The sequence below is a fragment of the Zunongwangia profunda SM-A87 genome, from assembly GCF_000023465.1.
Taxonomy (GTDB): Bacteria; Bacteroidota; Bacteroidia; order Flavobacteriales; family Flavobacteriaceae; genus Zunongwangia; species Zunongwangia profunda.
In genome coordinates this window covers 2,200,877-2,222,731 of the sequence record NC_014041.1, presented here as the reverse complement: position 1 = coordinate 2,222,731, position 21,855 = coordinate 2,200,877, and the positions used below count along the sequence as shown (strand labels likewise).

Genomic DNA, 21,855 nt, shown 5'->3' with positions numbered 1-21,855 from the left:
CCCAGAAATCGAGATTTGGTGCATAATTCTTTAATCTTCAAACAAATCTGAAGAAAGATAACGGTCGCCGCGATCGCAAATAATGCTTACAATCACTCCTTCTTCTAAAGAATTACATAATTTTATTGCGGCGGCTGTGGCCCCCCCACTACTCATTCCGGCAAAAATCCCTTCTTCTTTTGCCAGGCGTTTAGTCATTTCCCGGGCTTCGGTTTCACTAACCTCGATCACCTGATCTACTTTAGATTCATCAAATATTTTGGGAAGATAGGCTTTGGGCCATTTTCTGATTCCTGGAATACTGGAATTATCCGTAGGTTGCACCCCAACAATCTGAATATTTTTATTTTGCTCTTTTAAATATGTTGAAGTTCCCATAATAGTGCCTGTAGTTCCCATGCTCGAAACAAAATGAGTCACTTTATGATTGGTATCTTTCCAAATTTCTGGACCTGTAGTTTTGTAATGCGCTTTCCAGTTATCCTCATTACTAAACTGGTTAAACATAAAATAGCCTTCGTTTTCAACTTTAGCTTCGGCATAATCCCTACTACCTTCAATACCATCCTTAGCACTGGTTAAAGTTACTTTTGCTCCATATGCCCGCATGGTTTGCACCCGTTCTTTGGTGGCGTTTTCTGGCATCACCAATTCGATATCTAGTTTAAACATCGAAGCAATCATTGCCAAAGCAATTCCTGTATTCCCGCTGGTTGCTTCAATCAATTTAGTATTTTCGTTAATTTCTCCTCGATCCAGTGCACTTTTGATCATATTATAAGCTGCACGATCCTTTACACTACCGCCCGGATTTTGTCCTTCTAGCTTAAAATATAATTTTACTTTCGGATTTTCAACCAGCGTTCTGGCTTCGACTAAAGGTGTATTTCCTATTAATCTAAATATTGATTTACTCATGTTGAGCTGTATTTTTAATATTAATTTGCGGTGTATGGGAAACCATGGAATTTGCAGGAACAGATTTGGTTAACCAAACATTCCCACCTATAACGCTATTCGCACCAATTACCGTTTCACCACCAAGAATAGTGGCGTTGGCATATATGGTCACATTATCTTCTATGGTTGGATGACGTTTTAATTTGCGTAGATTTCGATCTACATATAAAGCTCCCAGGGTTACTCCCTGATAAATTTTTACATTGTCTTTAATAATCGCAGTTTCCCCAATGACTACTCCGGTTGCATGGTCGATAAAAAAGGGCACGCCAATTTTGGCCCCGGGATTAATATCCGTTCCTGTTAAGTTATGCGCACACTCGGTCATTAATCTCGGTACCAGCGGTAACCCAAACTGGTAAAACTCGTGACTTAACCTATAAATGGCGATGGCAAAAAAACCGGGATAAGAGAGACAAACTTCTTCAACCGAATTTGCAGCAGGATCATTTTCCGCAATGGCACGTGCATCTGCATTTAATTTTTGAAGAATTTCCGGGAGTTTTTCTATATACTCTTCCCAAATATTTCTACAAGGCGTATTAGGTTTCCAACAAACAAGATCTGCAAGTGTTTCAAATTCCTGTCCTAATTTCTTAATGTTTTCCTCTACTTCAGTATCTTCATCAAATAAAGTGTAGAACAAATGTTTGGTAAAAGCTTCTGTTCTTTCTTTAATTTCAAACTTAAGATTCGGTAATTTTTTATTGTTTTTTATCTCTTTAATTACAGTATCCAGATTCATTTTTGTCTCACAATTTTACTTCAAAAATAAGGATTAAGATTGCAATAGTCGAGCGAATATCTTAAAGCTTTCAGTATTCCCTATCGGAATTGTTGGTTTAAGCTTATATATTAAAAATAACATAAAGAGCTAAATGGTTATATTTATAAAAATTAATTCATCAAAAACCTCAAATAATTAGCTTAGTAAAATGATTAAAAAACACATCGCTTTTTTCTGGATAGTCTCCTTGATCACTAGCTTATCGCTGGCGCAGGAAAAAGTAAAACCGATTTTTAAAGACGGAGAAGCCCAAATCGTACCAGAATTTGAAGATGGTTCTAAATGGATTCGACATGACCTTTGGGTGGAAACAGAATTTGATACCGATGGCGATGGAAAACCAGACCGTATGCACGTAGATGTAACTCGTCCAATGCAAACCGAAACTGAAGGCTTAAAACTTCCTATTATTTATGAATCAAGCCCATACTATGCCGGTACAGCAGGTTTTGCTGAAGGTATTTTTTGGGATGTAAACCATGAACTTGGGGAAGCTCCAAAAGAACGGGTACACCCTGAAGTGGTAAGACGTGGCGAACGCCCAATCATCTCGAATTCGCAAATCGAAACCTGGGTACCACGTGGCTATATCGTGGTGCATTCGTCTTCTCCAGGTACCGGACCTTCTGATGGTTCGCCTACTGTTGGGGGGATAACGAATCCCTGGCCCCAAAAGCAGTAATCGATTGGTTAAATGGCCGCGCAAAAGGCTATACCGAGCGTACCGGAAATGAAGAAGTAAAAGCTTACTGGTCTACCGGTAAAGTTGGAATGACCGGCACTTCTTATAACGGAACCATCCCACTTGCTGCCGCTACAACCGGAGTTGAAGGATTAGAAGCTATAATTCCTGTGGCACCTAATACTTCCTATTATCATTATTATCGCTCTAACGGCCTTGTACGGTCTCCCGGCGGCTATCTTGGTGAAGACATCGATGTACTTTATGATTTTATTCATAGTGGTGATGAATCAAAAAGAGCCTACAGCAACAAAACTGTTCGTGATATCGAAATGAGAAATAACCTGGATAGAATTACCGGTGATTATAACGATTTTTGGGCTGGTCGTGATTATTTAAATGATATGAAACCCATGAAAGCGGCTTTGCTCATGTCTCACGGATTTAATGATTGGAATGTAATGCCAGAACATAGCTACCGTATCTATAAAAAAGCAGAAGAAATGGGCCTTCCTACCCAAATCTATTACCATCAAAACGGTCACGGCGGGCCACCACCTCTAAGTATGATGAATCGTTGGTTTACACATTTTTTATTTGGTATCGACAATGGGGTTGAAGGCGATCCCAAAGCATGGATTGTTAGGGAAAATGATGATCGTCTGGAACCCACCCCTTATGCTAACTATCCTAATCCAGAAGCTAAAAATGTTACTTTGTACTTAAGCAAAGGGGCTCCTAAAACCGGCGGACTTAGCTTCGAAAAACAAAATAATCAAGGCAAAGAAACACTAATTGATAATTATTCATTTAGTGGTGAAACGCTGGCACAGGCTGAATATACAGATCACCGTTTACTTTTTGTGACGCCTCCTTTAAAAGAAAATATTCATCTTTCAGGAATTTCAACAATAAAAATAAAACTAGCGAGCAGCAAACCAGCAGCAAACCTTTCGGTTTGGATGGTTTCTTTACCATGGACAGAAGGTCGAAATTCAAAGATCACAGACAATATTATTACCAGAGGCTGGGCAGATCCTCAAAATTATAAATCGATTACAGAAAGTGAGTCTTTAAAACCGGGGAAATTTTACGAAATGAGTTTCGACTTAATTCCAGATGATCAAATCATTCCAAAAGGACAGCAAATTGGGCTAATGATTTTTTCTAGTGACAAGGACTACACATTGCATCCGGAACCGGGAACAGAACTTACAATAGACTTGGATGAAACCTCGGTAAGTATTCCTGTTGTTGGTGGTGAAGCAGCTTTAAAGACTGCTTTAGAATAATCTATATTCATAGTATACAGTATACAAAATGACCGGAAAGATTCCGGCTATTTTTTTGAGCAGTACTTAACGTGTATCCAAAAAAATGTTTTAACCAGAACAGTTAGCCTTTGCTTATTTTATTATCTTAGATAGGTCAATATAATCATACTTATGAAAATCATCCATCTTTTATTTATAGCTTTTCTGGCTATTCCACTCACCGCACAAAATAATAACGAAAAAGAAATCAGCACTGACGTTAGTGGAGTAACCGTATTCCTGGAAGGCGCCCAGGTGGTACGACATAAAAATGTGACTGTTAATAGTGGAATTTCTATTCTAAAATTTACCAATCTCTCCCCCTTTATTGATGCTAAAAGCGTTCAGGTTAAGGCTGAAGGAAACATCACTGTACTTTCTGTAAATCATCAACAAAACTTTTTGAACGAATTAAAGAAATCTACAGAATTACAAAATATGGAAAACAAGATCACTGATATAAACCGGCAATTGGAAATGGAGAATACCTATTTGTCCATTATTCGCGAACAAATCGCTTTTCTTCAGGACAACCGTGATATTGGAGGTAAAAGTGAACAGGTTAATATTTCTAATTTGCAACAGGCATCTGAATTCTACGGAAAAAAATTAACCGAGCTTAAATTGAATGAAATTGAACGCGTTAGAACTATTGAAAAATTGGTTAAAGAAAAGACCAGGATTGAAAATCAAATAAATACAATTAGTAGTAAAAAAGAATATCCCAACGGTGAAATTTTGGTAAAAATCGATACAAAACAAAATACCTCTTTCCCTATAGAACTTAGTTATCTGGTGGGAAATGCAGGTTGGTTTCCGTCTTACGACATCAGAGCTAAAAACATAAACGAACCTATCAATCTGGTTTATAAAGCCAATGTAAAACAGGATACAAAAGTGGATTGGAAAAATGTAAAACTTAAATTTTCTTCGGCCAATCCTAATACTTCAGGAATGGCTCCAAAATTAAAAACCTATTATATAGATTATAACACGCTACCTCCTGTTTATAACCTCTCAAACAATATAGTTAGTGGTAAAGTTGTAGATAGAGATGAAACTCCTATACCTGGTGTAAATGTTATGGTTAAAGGAACTACCATTGGCACCGTAACCGATTTTGATGGTTACTACTCTATAACTATACCTAATGAGGAAAGCAGATTAAGTTTTACATTTGTTGGTTTCGAAACTCAGGAGATTCCAGCAAATAGCCATACGATAAATGTGGTATTACATGAAGATGTAAACTCGTTGGATGAAGTGGTTGTAGTAGGATACGGAGCTAACAATGAAAATGTAAGTCGAGCTTTGGCAGGAAAAGTTGCTGGCGTTTCTATAGGTTCCAGGAAGAAAAACGAAAGTATTCCTGTTCCTAATGTTCAAAAAGAAAATCAAACCACGGTAGATTTTGAAATTGAAATACCCTATACCGTAAATTCAGACAACAAAAATTATGTGGTTGAAATGACAAATTACGATTTACCGGCACAATACCAGTATTACGCAGTTCCTAAAATTCAAAAAGATGCCTTCTTAATTGCACATATTAATAACTGGGAACAATATAATCTTCTGGAAGGTGAAGCCAATATTTTTTTTGAAGGCACCTACATCGGGAAATCTTTAATGGATGTAAGATATATTACCGATACGCTAAAAGTTTCTTTAGGTATTGATAAAAAAGTATCTGTAAACCGCCAAAAAATCAAGGACTTTACCGAAAAACAATTTATTGGGAATAAAAAAATAGAAATTAGAGAATGGGAGATTTCAGTAAAAAATAATAAGACAGAATCCATAAACATGATCGTACTAGATCAGGTTCCCGTGGCAACTTCAGAGGATATTTCTATCTCGACTGAAAACCTTTCGAACGGAAATCTTAATGAAGAAAATGGTGAAGTGCAATGGAATTTTAGTCTGGAGCCTAAACAGGAAATTAAATTCAATTTAAAATATACTGCAAAATATGCTAAAGGTAAAACCCTTATTCTAGAATGATTTTAAAAGCCTCTTTGACACCTCCTTGTTCCAATTAGGTGATCTCTTAAACCTGGCAATGCATCAGATCAAATAGCAATTACCAAAATAAAGAGAATAACCGTCTCATATAGATAAAGAATCCAGCATGATAAGCATGTAGAATTCAAATCATGAAAGTATAGAAACTGGTATCGCTATTGAATAAAAACAGACTATTTTCGTGTTAAAATTAACCACATGCTTCCTACATCAGCAGATTTTAAATTAGCGAGTAGAAAACGTCGATTTGCAGCCTTTGTTATTGATCATTTCCTTTTCACTTTTGTTTTAGTTTCGATTATTTTTTTTAGTGATAGGCACCGGTTTCACTAACGAAAAACAAACCCTTAAATTGGCAATTTCAATAATAACAAGCGGCTCTATAGGAATACTTATTTATCTTTCAAAAGATAGTATAAGAGGAACCAGCCCGGGTAAATGGATGATGGGAATTACTGTTAAAAGCGAACACGATCACAGCAAAACTCCAGCCTATTACAAGCTATTTTTGCGAAACATATTTTTACTTATTTGGCCGGTAGAAGCAATCGTATTAGCCACTAACGACGAAAAAAGAAGATTAGGGGACAAAGCTGCGAAAGCGGTTGTAATTCAGCACAATAAAAAACCTAAATTGCTGGCTATAATTGCCATTATCCTCACTTTTTTTATTTCGTTCTTTGCATTTATTCTTTTGTTTACAGCAGCAGTGCTAAAAAACTCTGATTCTTATAATATTTCTATTGCCGAAATTGAACAAAATTCATCTATAATTGAAGAAACAGGCGGAATTGAAGATTACGGAATGTTTCCCGGCGGGACGATAAGAACGCAAAATGGTGCTGGAGAAGCGCAGCTAAAAATCACTGTTTTAGGCAAAGAACATGATCTAAAAGTAAACGTAAACCTTACTAAATCGCCCGAAGAAGACTGGAAAATCATCAATCTAGAATATTATCCTAAAGATTAAATCATGAAATCATCGATCTACGAATTTACCCGAGAAGATTGGAATACCTTATACCCTATTCATCTGGAAGATCATAATCCAGCCTGGAAAACTATTTTCGAAAAAGAAAAGAAGCTTATTTTATCGAATATCGACTCAAAATATCTTCAAAAAATTGAGCATTTTGGCAGCTCCTCTATTTCCGGAATAAAATCTAAGCCATATATCGATATTTTCATCATTATTCCTTCAGAATATTTATTTGATATAGCACTAATAAAGGATTTTGAAAATTTAGGGTATTTTCATTTTGAGGTTCCCGCCCGTGAAGATATTGAAGCCTACAGTTCTTTTGCCAAAGGCTATCGTGCAGACGGTAAAAAGGAGCAGATTTTCCATATACATATGTGTCCCTCGTCCAATACCATGTGCGAGCAATTAGGCTTTAGAGATTATTTAATCGCCAATCCTAAGAAGGCCGAAGCTTATGAAAAACTAAAAATTGAGCTTGCCAACAAGTTTAAAAATGATCGAGGCGCCTATGTTTTAGGTAAAACCGAATTTAACAAAAAGATCATTAAGCTTTGGAAAGCTTCTAAAAGCAATTAATTTCATTTTTGCTATTTTTAGGAGATGAAAGCGCGATACTGCGACTTTACAATAACAAAGCAAATGTCTAATCATAACTTTTTAGTTTGAAAAAAAGGCTTCTCTTACTGCTCACATTAGCTATTTTAAGCTGCAAAAATACACCAGAGCCCCTGGATAAAGATTCAGATTTCGATCTTGCAATTACTAATATTGAAATCATCGATCTGGAAAAAGGTGATCTTTTACAAAACAAAACTGTATTTATAAAAAATGATCTTATTTCTGCAATAAGTGATAGCCAAAGTAATACCTCAACAGCTACTCAGGTTATTGACGGTACTGGTAAATTTCTTTTGCCCGGTTTTTGGGATAATCACGTACATTTTAGAGGAGGTGATTCGCTAATTTCAGCAAATAAAAATTTTCTTGCTTTATTTTTAGCCAATGGCATAACAACCCTTAGGGAATGTGGTGGAGATATGACCAGTACGATATTAGACTGGCAGCAAAAAATCGCTAATAAACAACTTGCCGGACCAACAATTTATACATCTGGACCAAAATTAGATGGTAAAAATGCACGTTGGGAGGGGTCGCTGGAAATTGCGTCTGAAGAAGATATTGCCCCTGCCCTTGATTCTTTACAGCTTTTAGAAACCGATTTTGTAAAATTATATGATAGTAAATTTACTGGTGAATTATATCTAAAAACAATTAAAGCCGCCGAAAAACGTAAACTTATAAGTAGCGGCCATATGCCTTTTAGCGTAACTTTAGAGGAAACCACAGCAGCGGGAATGGACGGTATCGAGCATCTTTATTATGTTTTAAAAGCATGTTCTGCAGAAGAAGACGCCATTACTAAAGATATCATAGCAGGAAAAACAAGTTTTTGGGCATCTTTAGACCGTGTAATGCACACGTATAATAAAGAAAGTGCGAAAACCGCCTTTGCTACTTTAAAATCACGTGATGTATATGTAATTCCTACCTTGCATATTAACCACACCCTTAGCTATCTTGATGAAGAAAATCATGATAAGGACGAATATTTGTATTACATGGGTGACGGAATCACCAAGACCTATGAAGGCCGAATTAAAAGCGCCCTAAATGCAAGTGCAGCTGTTGTGAAAACCAGAAAACAATTGGATTCAGCTTTTGTGAGTCTAGTGAAAAATCTTCAAGATAACAAGGTTAAACTTCTTGCAGGATCAGATTGCGGAGCGTTCAATTCTTATGTTTATCCGGGAATTTCATTGCACCAGGAACTAAAAGCTTTGGTAAAGGCCGGGCTTAGTCCTTTGCAAGCTTTACAAACTTCAGCATTAAATGGAGCAAAATTTTTGAAGAAAGAAAACATAGGGTCGATCAAAGAAAATTACAAAGCAGATCTGGTGATCTTAAATGCTAATCCGTTAGAGAATATCGACGAAACAAAGAATATCAATTTGGTCATTAAAAACGGAAAAGTTTTTAAATCTTTAGAGCAATTAAAAACTACCCCTTAAAATTAAGCACCGAAGCTCATCCTATCTCGAAGGTTCCAATAGTATAAGACCATATTATCAAAAATGACTAAAATAAACCGTTTGTCATTCATATTACATAAAATTGGCAGTAAGTTGTCGTTAATATGACCAGCGGTTTCGTGATTTTGACTGGTAAATTTGTAAACAGATAATCGAATTAAAATTTAATCAATCAAAAATCGAACAATTATGGAAAATCAAAATTTATCAAACCGTATTAAAAATTTTAGAATCCTAAAAGGCTTTTCTCAGGAAGCACTGGCAGAACATTCGGGTTTAAGTGTACGTACTATACAGCGAATGGAAAACAATGACCGTATACCAAATGCAGACTCCCTAAAAAAAGTAGCAGAGGCTTTAGGAATTTCCATTGAGGAACTTTCTAAGAATACCAAATCTCTTAGCGATTTACAATATCTTAAAGCACTAAACCTTTCTGCTTTATCATCGCTAATTTTTGCTTTATGGTTGGGAACTACATCTCCAATCGTTCTTATTTGTAGTTGCTTTATCCCTGCTATCATGTGGGTTTGGAAGAAAGATCAAATCGAGGGAATAGATAAGCTCTCCAAAACGATTATAAATATTCAGCTTACATGGACTATTATTGCTTTTACAATACCATTATTTATTAATATAATTTTTATTCCGTTTATATTACAACCAATGATTCAAATGCTAAATATAGCTATCGAAAATTTAAGAGATATCAATAATAATTATATTTGGAGCGGAATAATCTTATTAAATGTATTCCTTGTATTAATAAATACGTTTAGAGTTCATTCCAAAAAAAAGCTAAGGCATATTATAAAGATCAATTTTATAAGATAAGAAAATTAAAAAAGGGAGTGCCTAAGCATTCCCTTTTTTGTTTCAACTTAATTAAATTACAACAAACTAATTTTCTGTTGATATCGTATCAACTTCAACATCTACAGAGATACCTGATCGCACTTTCGTCGAGTCTGTAGTTACTTTAATATTGCCAGAGTCTCCTCCCATCATTTCGGCAAAACCTTTTAAACCTTCTACATTAACATCTTCGCCATCCAGAGACTTTATAAGCTCCATAATTTTTTGAGGATTCATATCCTTTCCTAAAATTCTGGCGACTCCCATTCCCCGTTCGCGATCATATCCAAAAGCTACAATTTCGTCTATGGCATCTTCTTCACCGGTAAAGTAAAGTGCCGCCTTTCTATCATTACTACCAAATTTCATTAGTAACTGATATTCATCATTACTAAGAATTTCTTCTAATTCGGCTTTTTCCGCATCAAAAGAGTCATTTTCACCATTTAAAGGATAAGCCAGTACATTTATTTTACGAACGCTCTCTAAAGTTTTTCGCTGCTCTGGTTCTAAATTATCTGATTTAGCAAAAAGACTGGTAGGAATATCTAAAGAAATAAACTTGCTATCTTCCTGATTTTCTACATAATATTGCTGTAAAGTCTTTTCATTATTACAGGCTAATATCAAAAGACTTACTGCTATAAAACTGAGGGTTTTGATGATTCTCATAATTCTTAGTTTTTAGATTTTGCATTTTTTAATTGATCTGCTCCTGGTACATTAAGATCTGATGTTAATTTGGATAACTGCGTAAGATCGATTTTCCCGGTAATCCTTAAGATTACAGAAATTGGTTCTCCTTCTTCGTCACCATCCATAAACATTAATAGCTCTTTTACGATATCATCATTTTTTCCATCTGACTTCGAGTAAAATTTAATGTTTTTTCCAGAGTCCTTAATTCGCATTAATTCGTCTAATGAACCTTTATTCAGGTAAGCTTCAAAATCTTTAGCCATTTGACTTCTTATAGAAGAGGTGTTTGTTTTGTACAATCGTATCTCGCTAAGATTTTCGATCATATCCATATATTTTTTAGCTTCAGGATCACCTTCGCTAAGATCTACTTTAGATAACATTTTAAACATCTTACTGGTCATTACCATCGCATCGACGTTTTTCATGTTTTCATATTTGGCAAAATCCTGCGATTGTGCCAAAAACGGGGCCATAAAAAGGGCTATGATTATTACTATTCGTTTCATTTTTTTGTTATTTGTTGTTGATTATCTTTTGTGTGGGGTTACTAAACTCTTTTAAATATTTTAAATCTTCTTTTCCTTCATTCATTAATTTTGAAATCATCTGCAGGGTTTGCTTTGTTTGCTGATATGCCATTTCTTCCTGAGTTAACTGGCCTAAATCTTCCGAATTTAAATCAGCGTCCTGATTTTTAAAGAAAAATATACTGAAGATCAAAGCGATCATCGCTGCCGCGTACATCCAGGATTGTGGTTTCAGCTTTGTTTTTCGATTTTTTGATTTCAATTGCGGGATGACCTCTGAAGTTTCCTTTCTGCTAAAAGCTGAAAAACTAAACATAATCTGATAGGCCTTATGCCGCCCGGCCACCTGGCCGCTATTAAAATACTCCTGTAGCTCCTGCTCTTCTGTAAGGCTGGTTTCCGCAGCATCATATTTTTTTAAAAGCAGGTCTATTCTATCCAATTCCATAGCTGTGTTGTTTAATAAGACTTTCTTTAATTTTTTTTCTTGCACGGGAAAGTGCTACTCGCACCGCCGTATTTTTCATATTCATGATTTTACAAATCTCTTCAAATTCGTACTGCTCTACATCTCTTAACTGAAAAATGGCCTGCTGTTGCTCGGGTAGTGTTTTTAAAATTTCGTTAATCCACTGCATTTCATCTTTCAGTTCTAGTTGTCGTTGCCCAGAAATTTCGTTATTATCATAATTTGTATGTACAATCCTAAGATTATTGTTTTGCTTCAGCTTTAATTGATCGTAACAATAATTCTTGGTAACCGTCATTGCAAACGCTTCTACGTTGGCATAATCATTGATTTTATCATTTTGTTTCCAAAGTTTTATGATTACATCCTGAGTGGCATCCTGTGCCGCTTCTTTAGAGGTAAGCAATCTTAGCGCCAAACGATAAATCTTATCCTTAAAAGGGTTGATAATATTTAAGAATGTTTGTTCTTTCATTTGATTGATGGTTAGTTTTTTTTACTACCCTTTCATCATTACGACGAACGACAATTTATTTTGTTACAAAACTTTTTTAATTTATTTGTTTTGTACCTATTTTAGCTTTTTTTAACAATAACTTTAAATGAAACGCATGAAAATGAAAAGATTATTACTATTCGCATTCCTTTGTGGTAGTTTGATGACGTCCTGTTCTGAAGATATGGATGATGTTGTAGATGATGGGGTACTTACAGATCCTGAAAATGTGGAAATTGAAGACTTCATTTATCGTGGGATGGACGAAATCTATCTTTACAAGTCGGATATCCCAGAATTAGCTGATGATTATTTTGATACTGAACAAGATTATTATGCATATCTGGCAGATTGGGATACTCCGGCAAATTTATTTTATCAAGGTCTGGTAGCCTCTCAGGATCGCTTTAGTTTTATTACTGATGATTATATTGCTCTAGAAAATAGCTTTAGCGGTATTTCACAGACCACTGGTGTGGATTACAGGTTATATCGCTTCTCTAACTCTAATGATATATTTGGAATCGTAAGATATATCATTCCCGGAAGTAATGCAGAGGGAACCGCAATAAAAAGAGGGGATCTTTTTACCGAAATCAATGGCGAAACATTAACTGTTAGTAATTATGCTTCCCTGCTAGCCAGTCCATCAGTTACTTTTTCTTTAGCTGAAATTAATGATAATACCGTTACGAATACTGGTGAAGAGGTTACCATAGCAAACAGTGAAATTACAGAGAACCCTGTGCTTATACAGGATGTTCTTGAAGTAGAAGGTTTAAAAATAGGTTATCTAATGTATAATAGTTTTGTAGCCGATTTTGATATTCAACTAAATGACGCTTTTGCCTATTTTGCTGCTGAAAATATCGATGAACTTATATTAGATTTAAGGTATAATGGTGGAGGTCGTGTTTCTTCTGCTACCGCTATGGCGAGTATGATCACTGGTTCTTATACCGGAGAAATCTTTGCCAAAAAGCAATGGAATGAAGATTATCAGAATTACTTTCTGGCCAATGCACCAGATGAGTTGTTTAATTACTTTGTAGATAAAATTCAAGGTGGAACAGATATAAATAAATTGAATCTTTCCAGCTTATATGTTATAGGTACTTCCAGTACGGCATCGGCCAGTGAATTGGTTATAAATGGATTAAAACCTTATATTGATGTGTATTTAATAGGTAATACAACTACCGGTAAATCGCAGGCTTCAGTAACACTTTACGATAGCCCCAACTTTGGTAGAACAAATGCAAATCCTGATCACAAATATGCGATACAACCTTTGGTATATGAATCTGTAAATGCAAATGATATTGTTGTGCCTTACGACGGAATTGAGCCAGATGTAGAAATAGAAGAATCACTTTCTAACTATGGTGTTTTAGGAGATCCTTCTGAGCCTATGCTGGCTGCGGCGATCAATGCCATAACAGGGAAAACTTCTAAAATACAAACCAGAACAATTCAAAAAGAATTTAATTATCAGGAGTTTGCAGAGAGTTCATCTTTAAAACCAAATTACAAAAGAATGTATATCGATGAATTACCTAGCTTAAACTTAAGAAATTAACAATACCTTCTTTTTTAAAAATTAAAAGCCCCGGAAATCCGGGGCTTTTTCATAGGTGATAGTATCTTCTCAGCTTTCGCTAATTATAGATACTATTTTAAAACGAAAACTATTTCTTCTAATTTTATATAGGATATTAAAGTTTTCTAAATATTGGGTACAAAAAAGGTTACTTATTAAAATAGAAGCTGTTTGGTCCAACACCTACATTAAATTCTTTCACGAATTCTCCGGTGGTCGTATAAATTTCTACAGTTCCGGCAGAGGCAAAATCTCCACCATCTGATGTATAGATATAACCATCGTCTACTTTGAATCCGTACATTTTTCCGTAAGCTGAAGTGCTTTCATATGAGAATAATGGGGATTCTGGCGATTCTAGATCACCTTCATTAATAGTATAAACAGAAGTTCCAGAAGTAAAATAAATTATTCCATCTTCAATATCAAGATTATTAGTGGATCCAATATTACTTAGATCTGTTTTAGTTAATTCTTCCCCAGTACTCAAATTTAAAGTATAAAGATTCTGATTCGACAATGCATAGATTACGTTATCAATGATTTCTATAGAAGTTAAACCTTCGGTTTCATCTTCATCATTTACAAAAAGCTCATATGTATCTTCAAATGCATTTGTTTCAGGATTAAATACTAGAATACTGTTCCCTAATCCAAACGCCGCGTTTTCAACATAAATTAAACCATCTTTTTCGAATACTTGTCCTAAGACTTTACCAGCTTGTATAGTTTTTTCTACTTCCAGAGTTTCCAAATCAATAACAGTTAAAAAATCATCTGTAGTATATCCATCTCCCCAAGTCAAATTACGATTGGCCACATAAGCTTTACCATTATAAGCGACACCAAACATAGGTACTGTTAGACCGCTATCAACAATTCCTTTGTATTCAAATGTATAGCGATCTACAGCAGTAATCAGATTGGACCCGTTAGAAATTATATAAGCCGTATCTCCATCAAAAAATATGGATTGAACATAATTACCCAAGTCCATTTCTTCGTTTACGGTTTCAAAAATATCATTTTCTACAGCTGTAAAATCCCAATCTAAAAAAGATACAGTTCCTGCTGCCTGTGATCCTTCATTTAAGATAATTACGCCTTCTTTATATGGAAAGGATTCAGGAGTTTCTACCTCATTTCCATTGTCTATAATATTATCATCATCACTGCTACACGAGCTAAAAAATAAAGAACCAACTATGGCTCCAAAGACTAAAAATTTGTTCATTTTTATAATACTTTAAATTAAAACTATAATCCTACTATTGTATAATTATCTAAATCTTTATTACTCATCTGTATGGTTTGCATACTATCCACCCAATTCCTAATACCATAAGTATCCAAAATGTAATCGTCTTGTATTGAGTATGCAAATTTACCTTCGCTTGTATTAGAAACTAAGTATAAAATTTCATTATTTGAATCATAATATTTTTTCATACTACTTTCACTAATATCACTGATTCTATATTCAAAATTGTAGTGTACAGAATAAATTGGCAAATTAGGATTTGAAAGAGGGTTATAAGCAATTCCGGGAGTATATGGAACGGCCACAACTTCCAAGTTATAAAATTGTAATAAATCATCTGACTCATTTTCAGCAAAACTCACCATTTCTTGAGTATTATTCCAATATCCAACAAAATTTGAGTATTTAAGTACCAAATCATCATTAAATCGCGTTTTTAATACAAGAGCAATACTCCCGATACCATACTGATATAATACCCATCTTGCTTCGATACGTGGCTCTATAAGATTTTCAGCCTCTACCTTAAGGCCATTGCCATTTATTATTCTATTTAAATTATAACTGAGATTAGCTTCTCTAATAAAATCTGTTATGGGATAAAGACCATTATCATTAAAGTCTATTAAAACATGATTATTTGAATCATTTAATGATGATGCCCAATTTGACAAATCAATATTTACATCATCAATACTTTTAGGAATTGTAAAACCACTAAAACCATAATTACCGCCGTATGTTATAATCGACGTTTTAAAATCTGATATATTATTCGCACTAGCTATAACACTACCATTTGTATTACCAAAACCAATGTCAGCAGATGCTCCATAAGATTCATAACTAAAAGAAGCACTTATGGAATTATCCATAGAACTTTCAGATGTTTGAGAATTAGAATTTTCAGTGTGTATCCCTGTAAAAACAGCATTCGCTCTACCTCCAGATATATAATCTGTGATAACTAGACCTCCATAATTTTGAATGAATTCTTTATTTGTTGTATTATAAAGCTCATCTAGGAAAGATGGTCTCAAATATTTCTCTCTAATTTTCTTTAGTGAGTTGGAGCTTACTAATAATTTATAGGATGCATCCTCGATTGAAACATTGACCTCTCCAAAAACTCTATTTGTCTCATTTATAGTTTCACTTGAAAACGCTCTTTCATATTTATGTTTAGAACCAATACTAAAGACACCTAAATTAATACTAAAATTTGATGAAATTTTTGAAGAATGATTGGACTTAGAAGCAAATCTTTCAAAATTTGAAAATGAAAAACTATTAGCTTTAGATTGTTTTAATTGAGTAGAGTAATAATAATCAGGATTATCCAAAATAAATTTTTCAATATCTATAATTGGATATCTCACTCCTTCAGTAGAACCAATACCATTAGAAATTATGTCATAAGATCTGCCCAAATAATCCTCATTCTGAAGAGAAGATTGCTTCGTAAAATCATTTGATTTTAAAACTTTTTTTTCTTTAGGTAAATCTTTATTACTCAAAATTAAAGGGTCATTAGAATTTCGCTCTCTAATTGTAATAATTTCTTGAGAATCCATATTGCCTCCGTTTTGTACCCGTATATCATCATCACTGCTACACGAGCTAAAAAATAAAGAACCAACTATGGCTCCAAAGACTAAAAATTTGTTCATTTTCATGGGTTGACTTTTAAAATTTAAAATTCAGATATATATTAAAATTAACTCCCGGCATCCACCGGTTTTCTACATTTTGGTACTCCTTATTAAACAGGTTATTTACTTTTCCGCCTAACTGCCAGTTCCTTTGCTTATCCATAGCATAAGAAAGTCCCAGGTTGGTTAAAAAATATCCATCAAGTTGATCACTATGATCGGTTCTGGTAAAAACCTTCCCGTTATATAAAAATTGAATAGATGGTGTAAACCGACTTATTTGATACGTAATATTTCCGTTCAGTTTATGGAATGGCACATAAATCAATTGTCGGTTACTTTTATCGTTTTCTGAAACGTTATAGGCATAATTAACACTGGCACTTAAAATTTGATCTTTAACCAGCTTTTTTTGCCAGCTGATGTATGACTCTATGCCGTAGACCTCCACTTTATCTTCATTACCTGGTCGCCAAACACCATCTGCTCCCGGTACCCAGCGAATCATATTTTCTATCTGATTGTAAAAAAATGTCAGCCCCCACTCAAAAGTTGCGATACTAAAAATATTGCCTATTTCTGCCTGGTCTGAAGTTTCCGGTTTTAATTCTGGATTCCCCGAAGAGGCCCAGTACAAATCATTATAAGTGGGAATCCTAAAATTTCTGGAAGCGTTAAATTGTAAACTATAAAAATCACTAAATTCATAATTAGCGCCTAAAGAATATAGAAGCGGACTATCATAGTTATCGGTAGCTTCTTTACGCAAACCCATTTCATATTGAAATTTATCAGTAAGCGCATGTTTCATTAAAATTGCTGCCGAAAATATATTTCGATCATTTTCAGCAATGCTACTCCCCTCACCTTTCGTATACGTATTTTGGATCACCGCATTTAGCAGGATATCCTTTGAAGCTTCATAGGCCAAATCGTATTTCCCTATGTAACTATGGGCCTTTCCGAAGGTAAAATTATCACTTTCGATATTTCCGTAATATTGATATTCTTCCTGTATAAATGCAAATCTGGTTATTTGGGTAAAATTGGAAAATTCGCTATTCCATTCTAACAAATTGCGATAAGAACGATCAATATATTTTGTACGGTTTTCTGAAGGTCGAATTAAAGAAAAATGACGCTCGCCATCGTATAATTCACTTATAAGCTTAATCGTGTTTTGAGCATTAAAGCGGTGACCTAGCGCAATATTAGCTGAATTATTATAAAATGCTCCATTTAAATTTTTGCCACGATCATTGGGGTAATCGTAATCATTATCACTACTATTTCTTGAAACTGCCAGATTTAGGCTCCATTTTTTTCGGGCGGTTTTAAAATTGTAACGCGCATCCAGTGTATTAAAACTACCGTAGCGCAGCAAAAGACGATGATCCTGTTGTTTTTTGAATGATAGAGTATTATTAAGATGAATGCTTCCCCCAATGGCACCGGTCCCATAAACCACACTTCCGCCGCCACCGCGAACCGCAATTTGATCGTAGGCACCACTATTTACCGTATTAAAATCAATTTGACCGTTAAACTGGGAATTGATGTTAATCCCGTTCCAAATGACCGCGGTTTGTGAAGCTGAAGTCCCTCTAAATGATGGTGAGGAAACCATTCCAAGTCCATTTTCCTTAAAATAAATAGGGGTATTAAAATTTAAAACTTCGGTAAGCAAAGGATTATTAAAGCGTAGCAGAGAATCCGAAAGCCGAGCTACGTGTTGTCCTGTCGAGAATTTGACCAGTTTTTCGTCACTTAGCATAACGGTATCTAAAACCGTAATTTCACCCGATTGTGAAAATAGCTTAGATCCAAAAAGCCCTAAGGCTACTAGTATAAAAAGTAGTTTTTTCTTCATGTGCCAGCGACTTTTATCCCGAAAGTCAATCCGTGTTTTTATTATTTCTGGCAGGTCTCCTGGCTAGCGTCCTGTAAATTACCTTCCCATCTTATTGCAGACAGTGGTATTTGAAGTTTTTTACAAGCATTCCAATAGGAACAAAGCTTACAGTTGCGGGAACAGCTCAGGTTTTATTAATTAAAAGATTTCAATTACCTACTTATACTTCGTAGTTCTAATTTAGCGCTTCTAACTTTTCCTGATTCCCTTTTAATCGGTATTAGCGAACCAAAATTTCGATGCGAAAATAATCATTTCTTGTAGGAAAGCGACTTAATTTCTAAATAATATTACTTTTGAAGTCAAATTATATTCTTGTGAAAAAAATCGGAATTCTTTTTATTTTCCTTTTAAGTCTTGCCTGCAAAGAAGCAGAAAAGTCAAAAACTTTAGCTGAAAATCCAGAAGGAAAGGAAATTGCTATCGAATATGCTAATGGATTTTCTATAACTGAATTTAAGGATTACAGCATCATCGAAGTAAATTCTCCATGGCCGGAAGCTGAAAAGTCTTTTAAATATCTGCTGGCTAAAAAGGAGGCAAAAATTCCTGAAAATGTAACTTATGATCAAAAAGTGACGATTCCGGTTCAAAAAATAGTGGTGACTTCTACTACACATATTCCGGCTTTGGAAGCTTTAAACGAAACCAGTACCTTAAAAGGTTTCCCGGGACTGGATTATATTTCTTCAGAACAAACAAGAAATTTAATCGATTCCGGAGCCATAAAAGAGGTTGGTAAAAACGAAAGCTTAAATACCGAAGTTTTAATCGATCTTCAACCAGATGTTGTAATAGGCTTTGCTATTAACGCTGATAATAAAAGTTTTAGCACCATTCAAAAAACAGGAATCCCTGTTGTTTACAATGGAGAATGGATGGAATCCTCGGCATTGGGAAAGGCTGAATGGATTAAATTTTTTGGGGCGCTTTACGACGAATCTAAAGCAGCAGATTCGATTTTTCAACGTATTGAATCTAATTATCAATCGGCTAAAAAACTGGCCGAAACTGCTGAAAATAAACCTACAGTGCTTAGCGGTGCTATGTACAAAGATCAATGGTATCTTCCTTATGGTAATAGTTGGCAGGCACAAATGATAAAAGATGCTAATGCGGAATATCTTTGGGCAGACACCAAAGGCTCGGGTAGTCTTTCCCTATCGTTTGAGTCGGTTTTGGATAAAGCACAAGATGCTGATTTTTGGATAAGTGCGGGGCAGTTTACATCGTATAGCGGAATGCTGGAGCAATCGCAACATTATTCACAGTTTAAAGCAGTTCAGGATAAAAAAGTATTTTCGGTAAGTATGAGCAAAGGGGAAACCGGTGGCGTGATTTTTTACGAATTGGGTCCCAACCGTCCGGATCTTATTCTTAAAGATCTTATTTCTATATTCCATCCACAGCTTTTAGAAAATTATCAACCTACATTTTACAAAGCCTTAAACGATTAATGCAACAAGTAGGAAAATATGTCTCGATATGGGCGATTTTGAGTCTTATGCTGATTGCCCTAACACTGCTTAATATCAGTCTGGGATCGGTAAATATCCCTTTCAACGATATCTTTTCCTCTTTTATGAATGCTGAAGTTTCTAAAGAAACCTACCGCTATATCATTTTAGATTATCGACTTCCTAAGGCATTTACAGCAATAATCGCCGGCTCCGGACTCGCCATTAGCGGATTGTTAATGCAAACCATGTTTAGAAATCCTCTTGCGGGGCCTTATGTTTTAGGTTTAAGCAGTGGGGCAAGTTTAGGGGTTGCCATCGTAATTATGGGAGCCACTTTAATTGGAGGAAGCTTTGTTGCTTTGGCTCTCTCTAAATGGACTTTAGTGATCGCCTCTAGTTTAGGGAGTTTAATGGTGCTTTTTGCTATTGTTTTAGCTTCTGTACGATTACGAGATACTATGGCCATTTTGATTGTGGGTTTAATGTTTGCCAGTTTAACGGGAGCAGTGGTAAGCATATTAAGTTACTTTAGCCCGGCAGCGCAACTACAGCAATATATTTTCTGGTCATTTGGTAGTCTTGGCGACCTATCCTGGGAAGAAGTGGGTATCCTTGCCATTTTCTGGTTCCTGGGCATTAGTTTGGCGATTTTCAGCATTAAAAACCTAAACAGTTTATTACTTGGCGAAGCATATGCCAGAAGTCTGGGGGTTAATATTCGCAGAAACCGAATGCTTATCATACTCGCTACAAGCTTACTTGCCGGCAGTATTACCGCATTTTGCGGGCCAATCGCTTTTATAGGCCTGGCGGTGCCACATTTAATTCGGCAGGTGCTACCGGTGAACAACCACCTTATTTTAATGCCTGCTGTAATTTTAGGCGGGGCGATTTTAATGCTTATCTGTGATATTGTGTCTCAATTACCGGGAATGGAGTTTACCTTACCTATAAATGCAATAACATCTATAATTGGTGCGCCCGTAGTGATTTGGTTACTCATTAGAAAACAAAAATTCCTGTTTTAGATGAAATCAAATCCTCTACATATCACCTTAAAAACATCCAATCTTGAGATTGGCTACCAGGATAAAAATGGCATAAAATCTATTGCTGAGAAGATCAATATTGAAGTACAAGCTTCAGAATTAATTGCGGTAATTGGTATAAATGGTATCGGTAAATCCACGCTACTACGTAGCATCTCCGGTATTCAGAAACCTATTTCGGGTAGCATTGAAATTGAAAACAAAAATCTGCAAGAGCTAAGTGATTTACAACGTGCAGCACGAATTAGCTTAGTACTTACCAATCAGCCAATTTCTAAGAACCTTAGTGTTTTTGAATTGATCGCACTGGGCCGGCAACCTTATACCAACTGGCTTGGAAAACTTTCTAAAAATGATGCTGAAAAAATCGAAAATGCTATTGTACTGACTTCGATTAAGTCACTGAAAGATCGTAAATGTTATGAACTCAGCGACGGCCAGTTGCAACGCGTTTTAATTGCTAGAGCCATTGCCCAGGATACACCTATCATCATTCTGGACGAACCTACAACACACCTGGATATGTACCACAAAGCCTATGTGGTAAAGCTACTGAAGAAACTTGCAAAACAAACACAGAAAACAATCATTTTTGCGTCTCATGAGATTAATCTGGCCATCCAAATTTGTGATAAAATAATTTTAATGCAGCCTGATAAATGTCAAATTAATACTCCCGAAAATTTAATTTCTACCAGAGCTTTTCAAGATTTATTTCCAAAAGATCTAATTCATTTTGATAAAATTTCCAGAGCTTTCCGCATTAAGAATGAAGACTAAAATTTAATGAAAATACAGTCTTTTTTATCAAAACTCAAAGGGCAAATTACACTATTTTTCATCTTAGAACTCAGACAGATTTAATCTAAAATCTTAAGAAAAAACTTGAGGATAAAACCCTGTATCAACTTCAGGGATGACATCTATTTTTTGTCATTTTTAAATATTTAAAGAGCGAATTTCCTGGCGATATTTCTAGCAAAAATTACGCAAAAAACGCAACCTTATTTTAGTAAAAAAAACCACTATTTTT

The 21,855-nt window shown here is 35.1% G+C and carries 18 protein-coding genes, 1 pseudogene and 1 riboswitch; of the genes and pseudogenes, 10 read left to right on the top strand and 9 right to left on the bottom strand.

All coding sequences use genetic code 11. The annotated features are described in order from the left end of the window. Window positions 1-30: 30 nt before the first annotated feature. Both cysM and epsC read right to left on the bottom strand, forming a co-directional pair. Complete coding sequence (cysM, locus tag ZPR_RS09850; RefSeq protein ID WP_013071504.1) at window positions 31-918, bottom strand: cysteine synthase CysM; 888 nt, start codon at window positions 916-918, stop codon at window positions 31-33. Beyond that, window positions 911-1,705, bottom strand: coding sequence for a serine O-acetyltransferase EpsC (gene epsC, locus ZPR_RS09845; protein WP_013071503.1), 795 nt, complete (start codon window positions 1,703-1,705; stop codon window positions 911-913). The genes cysM and epsC overlap by 8 nt, the downstream gene beginning before the upstream one ends. Window positions 1,706-1,895: 190 nt before the next feature. Between epsC and ZPR_RS09840 the strand changes: the two are divergent. The 6 genes and pseudogenes from ZPR_RS09840 to ZPR_RS22510 all read left to right on the top strand — a co-directional run bounded on the left by ZPR_RS09840 (window position 1,896) and on the right by ZPR_RS22510 (window position 9,673). Continuing rightward, window positions 1,896-3,721, top strand: a pseudogene (locus tag ZPR_RS09840) (Xaa-Pro dipeptidyl-peptidase). 153 nt (window positions 3,722-3,874) lie between these two features. Beyond that, window positions 3,875-5,746, top strand: a complete 1,872-nt coding sequence (locus tag ZPR_RS09835; protein WP_013071500.1) for a DUF4139 domain-containing protein — start codon at window positions 3,875-3,877, stop codon at window positions 5,744-5,746. A gap of 373 nt (window positions 5,747-6,119) precedes the next feature. Next, window positions 6,120-6,737, top strand: coding sequence for an RDD family protein (locus ZPR_RS09830; RefSeq protein ID WP_187288273.1), 618 nt, complete (start codon window positions 6,120-6,122; stop codon window positions 6,735-6,737). A gap of 3 nt (window positions 6,738-6,740) precedes the next feature. Then, window positions 6,741-7,325 carry a GrpB family protein gene (locus tag ZPR_RS09825; RefSeq protein ID WP_013071498.1) on the top strand — a complete coding sequence of 195 codons (585 nt, stop codon included), beginning with the start codon at window positions 6,741-6,743 and terminating at the stop codon, window positions 7,323-7,325. An 86-nt stretch (window positions 7,326-7,411) separates the two neighbouring features. Beyond that, window positions 7,412-8,818: an amidohydrolase family protein gene (locus ZPR_RS09820; RefSeq protein WP_013071497.1), complete on the top strand. Its 1,407-nt coding sequence runs from the start codon at window positions 7,412-7,414 to the stop codon at window positions 8,816-8,818. 210 nt (window positions 8,819-9,028) lie between these two features. Continuing rightward, window positions 9,029-9,673, top strand: coding sequence for a helix-turn-helix domain-containing protein (locus ZPR_RS22510; protein WP_013071496.1), 645 nt, complete (start codon window positions 9,029-9,031; stop codon window positions 9,671-9,673). 66 nt (window positions 9,674-9,739) lie between these two features. Here the strand turns inward: ZPR_RS22510 and ZPR_RS09810 are convergent, their stop codons facing one another. Genes ZPR_RS09810 through ZPR_RS09795 form a run of 4 tightly spaced genes read right to left on the bottom strand, consistent with a single transcriptional unit; the run spans window position 9,740 to window position 11,867 of the window. Next, entirely contained in the window at window positions 9,740-10,366 is a 627-nt protein-coding gene (locus ZPR_RS09810; RefSeq protein ID WP_013071495.1) for a DUF4252 domain-containing protein, read from the bottom strand. Window positions 10,367-10,371: 5 nt separating this feature from the next. Continuing rightward, complete coding sequence (locus ZPR_RS09805) at window positions 10,372-10,902, bottom strand: DUF4252 domain-containing protein (protein WP_041578826.1); 531 nt, start codon at window positions 10,900-10,902, stop codon at window positions 10,372-10,374. 7 nt (window positions 10,903-10,909) lie between these two features. Next, the gene (locus ZPR_RS09800) at window positions 10,910-11,371 is read right to left on the bottom strand and encodes a hypothetical protein (RefSeq protein WP_013071493.1); all 462 of its coding nucleotides are present in this window, start codon (window positions 11,369-11,371) and stop codon (window positions 10,910-10,912) included. Next, window positions 11,358-11,867 (bottom strand): RNA polymerase sigma factor, encoded by a 510-nt coding sequence (locus tag ZPR_RS09795; protein ID WP_013071492.1) that lies wholly within the window; start codon window positions 11,865-11,867, stop codon window positions 11,358-11,360. The genes ZPR_RS09800 and ZPR_RS09795 overlap by 14 nt, the downstream gene beginning before the upstream one ends. 142 nt (window positions 11,868-12,009) lie before the next feature. Here ZPR_RS09795 and ZPR_RS09790 point away from each other — a divergent pair, with 142 nt between their 5' ends. Continuing rightward, window positions 12,010-13,467, top strand: coding sequence for a S41 family peptidase (locus tag ZPR_RS09790; RefSeq protein WP_187288272.1), 1,458 nt, complete (start codon window positions 12,010-12,012; stop codon window positions 13,465-13,467). Window positions 13,468-13,636: 169 nt separating this feature from the next. On the opposite strand, the gene ZPR_RS09785 is transcribed toward ZPR_RS09790, so the two are convergent. From ZPR_RS09785 to ZPR_RS09775, 3 genes are read right to left on the bottom strand one after another with little or no spacing between them, the layout of a single operon-like run. Then, window positions 13,637-14,722, bottom strand: coding sequence for a YncE family protein (locus tag ZPR_RS09785; RefSeq protein WP_013071490.1), 1,086 nt, complete (start codon window positions 14,720-14,722; stop codon window positions 13,637-13,639). 23 nt (window positions 14,723-14,745) lie between these two features. Then, a complete protein-coding gene (locus ZPR_RS09780; RefSeq protein WP_013071489.1) occupies window positions 14,746-16,425 on the bottom strand; it encodes a BSAP5a family pore-forming toxin in 1,680 nt (559 codons plus the stop codon). Between the two features lie 10 nt (window positions 16,426-16,435). Then, complete coding sequence (locus ZPR_RS09775) at window positions 16,436-18,271, bottom strand: TonB-dependent receptor plug domain-containing protein (protein ID WP_013071488.1); 1,836 nt, start codon at window positions 18,269-18,271, stop codon at window positions 16,436-16,438. A 32-nt stretch (window positions 18,272-18,303) separates the two neighbouring features. Beyond that, a riboswitch (cobalamin riboswitch) is annotated at window positions 18,304-18,561 on the bottom strand. 69 nt (window positions 18,562-18,630) lie between these two features. Between ZPR_RS09775 and ZPR_RS09770 the strand changes: the two genes are divergently transcribed. Genes ZPR_RS09770 through ZPR_RS09760 form a run of 3 tightly spaced genes read left to right on the top strand, consistent with a single transcriptional unit; the run spans window position 18,631 to window position 21,602 of the window. Next, entirely contained in the window at window positions 18,631-19,770 is a 1,140-nt protein-coding gene (locus tag ZPR_RS09770) for an ABC transporter substrate-binding protein (protein WP_013071487.1), read from the top strand. Continuing rightward, on the top strand, window positions 19,770-20,801 hold the full coding sequence (locus tag ZPR_RS09765; protein WP_041578823.1) for an iron ABC transporter permease: 1,032 nt from the start codon (window positions 19,770-19,772) through the stop codon (window positions 20,799-20,801). Before ZPR_RS09770 ends, ZPR_RS09765 begins: the two co-directional genes overlap by 1 nt. Continuing rightward, on the top strand, window positions 20,802-21,602 hold the full coding sequence (locus tag ZPR_RS09760) for an ABC transporter ATP-binding protein (RefSeq protein WP_013071485.1): 801 nt from the start codon (window positions 20,802-20,804) through the stop codon (window positions 21,600-21,602). It abuts the gene before it with no gap. The last annotated feature ends 253 nt before the right edge of the window (window positions 21,603-21,855 follow it).